Origin of the sequence: Rhodopirellula maiorica SM1 (assembly GCF_000346295.1) — a bacterium.
Taxonomy (GTDB): domain Bacteria; phylum Planctomycetota; class Planctomycetia; order Pirellulales; family Pirellulaceae; genus Novipirellula; species Novipirellula maiorica.
Window position 1 is genome coordinate 1 of sequence record NZ_ANOG01000301.1, and the last position, 9,496, is coordinate 9,496.

The following is a 9,496-nucleotide window of genomic DNA, read 5'->3' on the forward strand; positions in this document are numbered from 1 at the left end:
AATTCGAGCTGCGATGGCCGAAACGCTCGAACAGAGCAATCACACCTCGGTTCAACGGCGGATTGAGTCAATCACCGCCGATCGAGACGAAGGCGTTCCAGTGGAAAAACGACGCGACAATTTCTTGTCGCCGGTTGCGATCGATGAGCGGTCTGGTGAGATTGGCCCCTGCGTTAGCCAGACGGGCAAACGCTGCAGCGACAAAGGTTTTCTACCGATGTCACTCGAAGATTACCTGGAGACACTCGACTGGACCGCTCGCCAGATTGCACCTGGCAAGCGAGGCAAGACACCGGCAGACCTACCACCGGTGCTCAAGCGACTGGGCTTGGACACCAAGACCTGGTGCGAATTGGTTAGCGACTTTGGCCGGTTGTTTTGCACGGTCGCCGGACGCCCCGAGTGTGTTGATCCGCTGCGCAGCCACCGCACCCACCGCCGCTATCATTTGCGGCGACGAGCGCGAGAGCTACTCACCCAAGCGGATTAGCTTAGGAGCATCTATTCTTTTCAGGTGTTGAGCGTGGTGACGTGTCGCCGATAGATGAACTTGCGCACGCTTAGTCGCAATGAAACCTAGTTTCGGCGAAATGACCCGCGGTCGGCAACGTTTTGATACGGCAATCGTCCGAGAACCCGCTAGAACTCCTGGACTAGCCCCACGGTATCAACCGACACCACCTCGGAAAAATGCTCCGTCCCCATGAAGAGTGCCGTCTTTTGGTCATATTGCTTTCTTACACGCTCCACTGCCTCGCTCGAATCCCATTGCAAATCACTCAGCTCCCGCCTCATCTCGTCCTTAAACAAGCGTAGGCTTTGTTTGAGGAGGAATAAAGACAGTGGATTACTCTGCAAGCCTCCGCTAGATTATCCAAACCACTCCACCAGCATCTTGACGCACAGACAGGCGAACTTGCGAAACCATCATGGAATCGATCCAATTAAAAAGCGGGTGTACCATTCCCACCGTCGGACTCGGACTCTGGAAAATCGACCAAGTCGAAACGGCCAATGTCGTGCAATCGGCAATCGATTGTGGCTATCGACATTTCGATTCCGCTTGTGACTACGGCAACGAAGTCCAAGCAGGCAATGGACTGAATCAAGCACTCCGCGATGGCAAAGTCACGCGAGACGATCTTTGGATCACATCCAAATTGTGGAACACCTACCATCGCCCCGAACACGTGCGGCCCGCGCTGGAAAAGACGCTCGCCGATTTGCAACTCGACTACCTCGACTTGTATCTCATCCACTTTCCGATCTCGCAAAAATTCGTGCCGTTCGATCAACACTATCCACCGGGATGGTTCGCCGACCCGAACGCGGCGTCGCCAAAGATGGAACCGGACCATGTCCCGCTGATCGAAACATGGCAAGCGATGACCGAATTAGTTTCGGCAGGCTTGGTTCGCGAGATCGGTGTTTGCAATTTCAGCGTAGCACTGCTGCGAGACTTGATGAATCAAAGCGATACGCCGCCGGCAATGCTGCAAGTTGAATTGCATCCGTATTTGACTCAGCAAAAATTGCTGCGGTTTTGCCGTGAGTCTGAGATCGCAGTGACCGCGTTTTCACCGCTCGGAGCTCAGTCGTATTTTCAGCTGAACATGGCCGAGTCGGGGGAAGCCGTGATCGAGCAAGCGAAAATCAAAGAGATCGCGTCCCATCACAATCGTACCGCCGCGCAGATCGTGCTGCGTTGGGGCATCCAGCGTGGCACGGCGATCGTGCCCAAAACATCGAAGACCGAGCGACTGAAAGAAAACATCTCACTGTTCGATTTCCAGTTGAGCGACGAGGAAATGAAAACGATCGATAAAATGGACCGCCATCGACGGTTCAATGATCCGGGCGATTTTTGTGAAGCCGCGTTTAATACGTTTTTCCCAATCTACGAATAGCACCGGAGACAACAACGATGCCCCCGCATGAAAAACTGAACTATGTCGAATTTCCCTGCAAAGACTTAGCAGCCACTAAATCGTTCTTTCAGGATGCGTTTGGTTGGACGTTCGTAGATTACGGCCCCCAGTACAGTGCGTTTGCCGACGAAGGACTCGACGGCGGCTTCTTTCAATCCGATCAAGCCGCCACGACCGCCACTGGATCGGCGCTGCTGGTTTTCTATAGCCAGAAGCTCGAAGAAACGCAGAAGAAGGTCGAGTCGGCTGGCGGGACCATTATCAAGCCGATCTTTTCGTTTCCCGGCGGACGGCGATTCCAGTTCACCGAACCAAGCGGCAACGAATTTGCCGTATGGTCGGATCAATAGCGGCGTGCGACTCAATGAGGCGAAACCACTCGGCATTTTGACGGTTTAAAACAACGTGGGTGGATCGAGTGAGGTTTTGTCCATTTTTGAAGAGGCGGCGATTGCGGCGTCATTGAAACATCACCGTGCAGGTTCCCTTGCTGGGTCACCAAGATATGATGTAAACACGGTTGAACGTTCGATTTGCGACCGACAAGCCCACCTTTTTGCCGTCCCACCACCTCATTTTCGAGCCTGCAATGCAGCCTTTTGACACCCAAAGCCGAACGCGTGTGGTTTTTGGCGCAGGAACGCTCTCGCGACTCGGCGAATTAGCGAGCGAATTTCGCCCTAAGAGCGTGATGGTCGTCAGCGACGCTGGATTGATCAAAGCAGGCCATTTCGAACACGCGGTCGAGTCACTGACCGCTAATGGTTTGAAGGTCGAGTCGTTTCACGATTTCGCTGAAAACCCCACCTCGGACATGGTCGACGCGGGAGTCCGCCACGCGGCCAAGGTCAAACCGGACCTGCTAATTGGCCTGGGCGGTGGCAGCAGCATGGATTGCTGCAAAGGCATCAATTTTGTGTATTCTTGCGGTGGGACGATTCACGATTACCAAGGGGTCGGTCGAGCGACCACCGATTTGTTGCCGATGATCGCCATCCCGACGACGTCGGGAACCGGCAGCGAGGCGCAATCGTTTGCCTTGATCAGCGACGCCAAAACGCATGTCAAAATGCCTTGCGGCGACCCTCGAGCAGCTTGCCGGGTCGCAATTCTGGATCCCGATCTGACGATGACTCAACCACGATCGGTCACCGCATTGACAGGGATCGATGCGATTTCGCACGCGATTGAAACCTATGTCACCAAACGTCGCAATCCGATGTCGACGACCTATTCACGACGTGCATTTGGATTGTTAGCTCAAGGTTTTTCGCGGGTTTTGGCCGATCCGAATGATCGCGAAGCTCGCAGCCAGATGCAGCTCGGCGCCCACTTTGCCGGCATGGCGATCGAAACTTCGATGCTTGGCGCCGCCCACGCGACCGCCAATCCATTGACCGCGCGGCACGGCATCACGCATGGGCAAGCCGTCGGATTGATGTTGCCTGCGGTGATTCGGCTCAACGGACTGGATCATCCGGATTGGTATGCGGAATTGCTGCGAGAAATCGACCCAACCGCCTCGAGCGAAAATGCTCCTGCCCGGTTGGCCGACACGGTCACCGAGTGGCTTCGCGACGCTGGATTGGCGACCTCATTTGAACAACTCTCGATCCCATCATCCGAGATCGAAGCGTTGGCCGAAGAAGCGCTCCAGCAGTGGACCGGGACGTTCAACCCGGTGCCGCTGGATCCCGCAAAAGCACGGGCGCTCTATCACGATGTGGCTTAGCAATGCGAACCACAGGTTGCGAAAATAGGTCCTCACCGATATTGTCGAGCACGCCTATTTTCGCACGGTTCTTTCACATTTCTTCCAAAAGCCATTGCCTGTACCACGATGATCACCATTGTTGACTATCAGATGGGAAACCTCCGCAGCGTTCAAAAGGGAATCGAACGCGTTGGTGGCTCAGCACGCATCAGTTCTGATCCTCGTGAAATCGCCGAGGCAGAGAAGTTGATCCTGCCGGGCGTCGGGGCGTTCGGGGACGCGATGACCGAGATCCGCCGCCGCGATTTGGCTGGTCCGATCCGCGATTTCATCGACTCGGGAAAGCCGTTTCTCGGCATCTGCCTTGGGCTGCAATTGCTGTTTGAACGCGGTTTCGAACACGGCGAACACGAAGGGTTAGGCGTTTTAAAGGGTGATGTGGTGCGATTTGAGCTACCCCATTCCTTCAAAGTGCCTCACATGGGCTGGAACACGGTCACACACCAAACCGAACCGCCGCTGTTGAAAGACATCCGTCCGGAAGCCCATTTCTATTTCGTTCACTCGTATTATGTTCGGCCGGCGGATCCCTCGGTCGTGGCGTTGACGTGCGATTACGGCGGCCCGTTCTGTGCGATGGTGTGGCGAGACAACCTGTTCGCGACGCAATTTCACCCAGAAAAGAGCCAAGCGGATGGGCTAAAGCTATTGTCGGCCTTTTCCAACTTGTCGACGGGCAACGAGGTGACAGCGTGACCACCGCTCAACTTGTCCTGGCGTCCCCCGATGGCTCGCTACGAGTCGAATTCCGTTGGTGCGAAGACCGCTTTGTCCACCAGATCCTCGGCGAGGAACCCGCTAGCGACGAAATCCCCACAATGGCCAGCGTCAATGGAACCGCCGACCAAGCGTGGCCATGTTCGCCGCCCATCCAACAACTTTCGCTCGAATCACTGCCCGTCGGCGATGCGTTGCTGGGTGTCGGATCGGCTGGCGTCAGCCACTGGAGCGTTAGCGTGCATTGGCAGGAATCGGCTGAGCAGCCAACGCTATTCTTCGATTTCGCCTGCCGCTGCAAACAAACGCCCGAGTTTCTTGGCAGCACCTACCACGCAAATCCACGGTTCAAAATCGAAGCGGGCGAAGGATCCGAGCTGAGCATCGACGGCGAGCGAACGCAAATCCGCCCCACTTCAGCAGACTCAGCCGGCACCCTCCGCTGGACCTACAGCATCAAAGGATGCTAGCACGCGATTTCCGCCTATCTTGCGCGTTCCCCCTATAGTGCCGCGTGAATTCTCCGCCGCATCTCGCTGGCGTAAATCATTGGTGGTAGTCGATTTAGCGTTTTTGTGGACATAAAACTCTGGTGAAACTCGCCCCTGCAGCCCTACGCCCCCCTTTCGCCTAATCGGCAAAGTTTGCATTTTCGTTGGCTCGTTGATTGGCTGAGATTCAGGGCACGCTCGTATCGAACACCAAGACCGTGCCACTTCTCGTTCTGCCAACGACTCTCGTCCATTGAAAGTTCTTGGTTCGTAAAAAAGGGAAGTAGTATGCTTCGAATGATGTTTGTGGCATTGGCTGGACTGATCACATCGAGTGCCGTCTTGGCAACCAATGCGTCCGCCAACACCGTGGTACTTTCGTCCAACCAGTACGTTTGTCCCAAATGCGGAAAAGTGCATTCGCACACCGCCCCACCAGCGTCGGTTACACAAACTTCGTGGACCACCCCCACGGGAATCCAATCGGTACAGGGCCAATCTGTACAGGGCCAAATCCAGCCCGCTGAAATTCCATCGGCACAATTTCAATCTGTGCCCGGGCAATCGTATTCCGGTACGATCCCTACATCGACGATGCAACCCAGCGGTGGAACCTCCAACGTGCTGGCGACGCTGAACGCCCAGCGGGCTCGCAACGGAATTGGATCGCTCGGTTTTGATCCGCAATTGCAAGCGGTCGCCGAGCGGCGTGCCGCACTCATGGCCTCACAAGGTCTGAAGAATCATCCGCCGGGATCGTTCGCCCCCGGCAGGTACGAAGGGGTAGGATGGTCGAGTTCCTATTCGCCCTCAGGAGTATCGGCTTGCTTTACAAACGATCCACGCATGCGAGTTGCGGGAGCCGCGATGGCCACCGGTCGCGATGGCGTCTATTTCTGTGTCGTCTATCGCTAACGCGCACTCCGCTTGCTAGCCACTTTGGGCCGGCAAGTCGGCTAAATGTCCGCTCCAAGCCGCAGGGACCGCGACTTGGACGAGGGCTGATCGCTCTGATCATCACTCTGCTTGCGAATGGGATGGCCGGCGTAGCCGCTGCACAACAAACCGTTACTCAACAAACCGTCGCCCCCCATCGTGTCTCGGTTTCCGAAGCACAAGCCAAAGAATCGTTACAGTGGCTTGCCACACGAGCGATGCAAGAAGTCCCACCCGTCTATACGGGCGACAAAGACTGGGGCGAAACAAGGAAGGTATGGGCGGGTATCCGAGCCAAATTCGATGGATTGAAACTAAAAACGCATCGACGTTTCAAACAAGTGAACCACGGACGATGGATTCGCTATGAAATCAAGCTGCCCCAAGTAAACGCACCGGATGCCGCCACGACGAAAATCAATTCAGCAACGCTGACAGACGAAGATCGATGGCGGATCGATTCGGTCACCGAAACACCGATGCAATTCACTGCCAAGGTGGAACGTTGGAATCTCGGTATAAAACTTTACAGCGTCACGGTGACCGGGCATCTGCGAGTGCAGCTGCAATTGACCTCAACGATCGGACTGTATTTGGATTACAGCGAGATCCCTCCCGCGGTTGTGGCACAACCAATGATCGAAGGCGCCAAGTTGACACTGGCCTCCTTCGAGATCGACCGCGTCAGTAGAATTGGGGGTGACGCAGCCGAAGCCTGGGGCGAGATCATGCAAGAAATCATTGTCCAACGGTTTATCGAAAATCAGAACGATCAAATCGTGACGAAGCTAAATCGAGAAATCGAAAAACATCGAGAGGACCTGCGATTTTCCTGGTTGATGCTACTCGACCGCTAAAGATCGGTCAGGATCACGAGCAATACGTCGCAACACGGCGAAGCAATTCGTAGCGAAAATCATGCGTGAGTTCCGGGGACACTCGCAGTGGATCGAAAGTCCTGACGACATCCGCTACGCTAAACATGCACAATCTGTCTAGGAAAAAAGCTTCCCGCCGCGTTCATGGAATCTAACGATGATGTTGCGTGCTGTATGTCTCTTGCTGCCATTGGCGGTATTCTCACTTACCGGTTGCTCGTCGGGCGAAGTCACGACTTATCCGGTCTATGGAGTCGTCCGCTTTCCCGATGGCAAGTTGCTTCGCGAGGGGACGATCGAATTTGAAATTTCAGGAGTCCAAAACCCCGTCACGGCCACCGGCGAGATCGCACCCGATGGCAGTTTCTTTCTTGGCACCTACCAGATCGATGATGGTGCAGTCGCGGGTCGCCACCGCGTGGTCGTGATCGCAGACTCGGTCATTGGTACCGGAGTCGAGCGGCCGGGACTTTTGCCCAAATCGATTTTGCATCCCAAATATCGCGACTTCAACACATCGGATATCGTGATCGACATTCAGCCCGCCACGAACAATGTTGTGATTGACGTCGAGTACGCTCAGGCCGACGAAGCCAAATGACGTTCTATCCCCACCTTGAACTCTTCCCACTCTCTTGACACGAATTCACCATGATTTACTTCTTTGCAGTTTGGATTGGACTTGCTGCCGGCACGCCCGACGCCTGGCCCGCGTTTCTCGGTGCGGGGGCGGGACCACGTGACGCGAGCACATTGCCGCTGTCTTGGTCGCCCAGTGAAAACGTCGCCTGGCTATCACCGATCCCTGGCCATGGTCAATCAAGCCCTGTCGTCTGGGAAAACCGAGCATTTGTCACAAGTGTCGAAGGTCCTGAAAAAGACACCTACCACATCGTCTGTCTGAACACCGTCGACGGAAGCGAACGGTGGCACAAACAGATCAAAAACTCGGCTCCAGAAAAGAACAGCTATTACATCAGCCGGGCCGCCCCCACGCCGGTGGTCGATGAACATCGCGTGATCGCGTTTTTTGAAAGTGGTGATTGTGTTGCATACGACCACGCCGGCAACAAATTGTGGACACGAACGCTGGCGAAAGACGAAGGTCCTTTTATTGCGGAGTTCGGTTTGGGAGCATCACCCTGCCAGACCGACTCGACGCTGTTTGTGTTGCTGGAACACGATGGGCCGAGCGGTCTGCTAGCACTCGACAAACAAACCGGGAAAACGCTGTGGAAAACTTCGCGAGAACCACGGCGCAGCTGGAGCTCACCGGCGATCATCGAAGTTGAAGGAGAACCTCAAGTTGTTGTCAGTTCTGCTGGGACCGTTGACGGTTACGATCCCCAAACCGGAAAATTGCTGTGGTCATTCGAAGATGTCGGTGGTAACACGTCGACCACGCCGATCGACATTGGTGGCGGACGCTTTCTGATCGGCGCTTCACCAGGACGCAACGGCGAGAACGCGGGATCGGCTGCCGATTCCAATGGCTTGATGCAAGTCACACGCGATGGCGACACGTGGACTGCTACCCGACAATGGACCGCCTCCAAAGCGACGCCCACATGGGCCTCGCCGATCGTTCATCAAGGATTGGCGTACTGGGTCAACCGTTCGGGCGTTATTTATTGTTTCGACGTCACCACGGGCGAAGAGGTCTACACCGAGCGAATCAAACAATCGAGCTGGGCGACTCCCGTTGGCGTTGGGAACCGAGTTTATTTCTTTGGCAAAGACGGATTAGTTACCGTCTTGGCTGCCGGCCGCGAATTTAAAATCTTGGCCGAGAATACCACTTGGAACGACGACACCTTGCCAGCGGAAGCGAAGCTAGGCGAAGAATCATCCGAAGAGCGTCAGCGTGCCGCGGCGATGTTTAGCAAACCGACGTTGTACGGCGTCGCCGTCACCGACGACGCCTTTCTATTACGTGTCGGCAACGCCATGATCTGCGTGCGTTAAACGCAGCTCCACATTGCCCACATTGTCAAAAGGTGTCCGACACCTATTTTAGGGGAGGAACGCGACGTCGCGGTCGTTGGCGACCGGTTCGCCGGGCGTGCAGCGTCCGTTGCGAACATCCTGTTCTAACAAACGCAGCAGCGTCTGTACTTTCTCAGGATGCTCGGCTACCAGATTGTTCCGTTCACCCGGATCCGCGTCGAGGTCAAACAACTGCATCGGCGGCAAGCCTTGTTTTTTAGCTGCAGCTTCATTCGGGGCGCTCCATCCGCCACTGCCGCCGGACAAACTAAGCTTCCATGATCCCTCGCGAATGGCAAAAAATCCGCCGATCGAATGACTGATTAGGGTGCGACGCCCGGAAGTCTCGGCTCCCTCGAATACCGGCAACAAGCTATAGCCGTCTTCGCCACCAAGTGCCTTCTTTTCTTGTCCCGTAATCGCTTCGAGTGTCGCATACACATCGGTCAAACACGTCAGTGCGTCAGTGGTACGACCTCCCTTAATACGCTCTGGCCAACGGGCGATAAAGGGAACCCGATGGCCGCCTTCGTAGATATCGGCTTTATGGCCGCGATACTTGCCGCTGGGGTGATGGTCATGCTCTTTTAAAACCGCGAAGTTGGCCTCGGGGGAACATCCATTGTCACTGGTAAAAATCACCAGCGTGTTCTCGTCAAGCCCGGCTTTTTTAATCGCGGCAAATAGTTGCCCCATATGAGCATCGACCTGCATAACAAAGTCGGCATACGGATTCATCCCGNTGGCGTCCTGTACGGCGCACAGGAACGATCGGTGTGTGAGGTG

The 9,496-nt window shown here is 55.3% G+C and carries 11 protein-coding genes; 10 read left to right on the plus strand and 1 reads right to left on the minus strand.

Annotated features, from left to right (window positions below; all coding sequences use genetic code 11):
- The 10 genes from RMSM_RS09800 to RMSM_RS09845 all read left to right on the plus strand — a co-directional run.
- A partial coding sequence (locus RMSM_RS09800; RefSeq protein ID WP_144057528.1) for a hypothetical protein occupies positions 1-490 on the plus strand: 490 nt, incomplete at its 5' end.
- A gap of 439 nt (positions 491-929) precedes the next feature.
- Complete coding sequence (locus RMSM_RS09805; protein ID WP_008694904.1) at positions 930-1,907, plus strand: aldo/keto reductase; 978 nt, start codon at positions 930-932, stop codon at positions 1,905-1,907.
- Positions 1,908-1,924: 17 nt separating this feature from the next.
- Positions 1,925-2,278, plus strand: a complete 354-nt coding sequence (locus tag RMSM_RS09810; RefSeq protein WP_008694907.1) for a VOC family protein — start codon at positions 1,925-1,927, stop codon at positions 2,276-2,278.
- Positions 2,279-2,517: 239 nt separating this feature from the next.
- The gene (locus RMSM_RS09815) at positions 2,518-3,660 is read left to right on the plus strand and encodes an iron-containing alcohol dehydrogenase (protein WP_008694910.1); all 1,143 of its coding nucleotides are present in this window, start codon (positions 2,518-2,520) and stop codon (positions 3,658-3,660) included.
- Positions 3,661-3,768: 108 nt separating this feature from the next.
- Positions 3,769-4,398, plus strand: a complete 630-nt coding sequence (gene hisH / locus RMSM_RS09820) for an imidazole glycerol phosphate synthase subunit HisH (RefSeq protein WP_008694912.1) — start codon at positions 3,769-3,771, stop codon at positions 4,396-4,398.
- A complete protein-coding gene (locus RMSM_RS36645) occupies positions 4,395-4,889 on the plus strand; it encodes a hypothetical protein (protein WP_008694914.1) in 495 nt (164 codons plus the stop codon). Before hisH ends, RMSM_RS36645 begins: the two co-directional genes overlap by 4 nt.
- Before the next feature lie 309 nt (positions 4,890-5,198).
- Positions 5,199-5,825 carry a CAP domain-containing protein gene (locus tag RMSM_RS42480; protein ID WP_236622072.1) on the plus strand — a complete coding sequence of 209 codons (627 nt, stop codon included), beginning with the start codon at positions 5,199-5,201 and terminating at the stop codon, positions 5,823-5,825.
- Positions 5,826-5,947: 122 nt separating this feature from the next.
- Positions 5,948-6,703 carry a hypothetical protein gene (locus RMSM_RS09835; protein ID WP_008694918.1) on the plus strand — a complete coding sequence of 252 codons (756 nt, stop codon included), beginning with the start codon at positions 5,948-5,950 and terminating at the stop codon, positions 6,701-6,703.
- Positions 6,704-6,881: 178 nt separating this feature from the next.
- Positions 6,882-7,325, plus strand: coding sequence for a hypothetical protein (locus RMSM_RS09840; RefSeq protein ID WP_144057529.1), 444 nt, complete (start codon positions 6,882-6,884; stop codon positions 7,323-7,325).
- Between the two features lie 50 nt (positions 7,326-7,375).
- Positions 7,376-8,689, plus strand: a complete 1,314-nt coding sequence (locus RMSM_RS09845) for an outer membrane protein assembly factor BamB family protein (protein WP_008694922.1) — start codon at positions 7,376-7,378, stop codon at positions 8,687-8,689.
- A gap of 48 nt (positions 8,690-8,737) precedes the next feature.
- Here RMSM_RS09845 and RMSM_RS09850 read toward each other — a convergent pair whose 3' ends face one another.
- Positions 8,738-9,448, minus strand: a complete 711-nt coding sequence (locus tag RMSM_RS09850; protein ID WP_008694924.1) for a sulfatase-like hydrolase/transferase — start codon at positions 9,446-9,448, stop codon at positions 8,738-8,740.
- Positions 9,449-9,496: the final 48 nt, after the last annotated feature.

Coding starts and splice junctions, on each gene's coding strand:
- RMSM_RS09805 (WP_008694904.1), top strand. CDS start 930: ATGGAATCGATCCAATTAAAAAGCGGGTGTACCATTCCCACCGTCGGA.
- RMSM_RS09810 (WP_008694907.1), top strand. CDS start 1,925: ATGCCCCCGCATGAAAAACTGAACTATGTCGAATTTCCCTGCAAAGAC.
- RMSM_RS09815 (WP_008694910.1), top strand. CDS start 2,518: ATGCAGCCTTTTGACACCCAAAGCCGAACGCGTGTGGTTTTTGGCGCA.
- hisH (WP_008694912.1), top strand. CDS start 3,769: ATGATCACCATTGTTGACTATCAGATGGGAAACCTCCGCAGCGTTCAA.
- RMSM_RS42480 (WP_236622072.1), top strand. CDS start 5,199: ATGCTTCGAATGATGTTTGTGGCATTGGCTGGACTGATCACATCGAGT.
- RMSM_RS09835 (WP_008694918.1), top strand. CDS start 5,948: ATGGCCGGCGTAGCCGCTGCACAACAAACCGTTACTCAACAAACCGTC.
- RMSM_RS09840 (WP_144057529.1), top strand. CDS start 6,882: ATGATGTTGCGTGCTGTATGTCTCTTGCTGCCATTGGCGGTATTCTCA.
- RMSM_RS09845 (WP_008694922.1), top strand. CDS start 7,376: ATGATTTACTTCTTTGCAGTTTGGATTGGACTTGCTGCCGGCACGCCC.
- RMSM_RS09850 (WP_008694924.1), bottom strand. CDS start 9,448: ATGAATCCGTATGCCGACTTTGTTATGCAGGTCGATGCTCATATGGGG.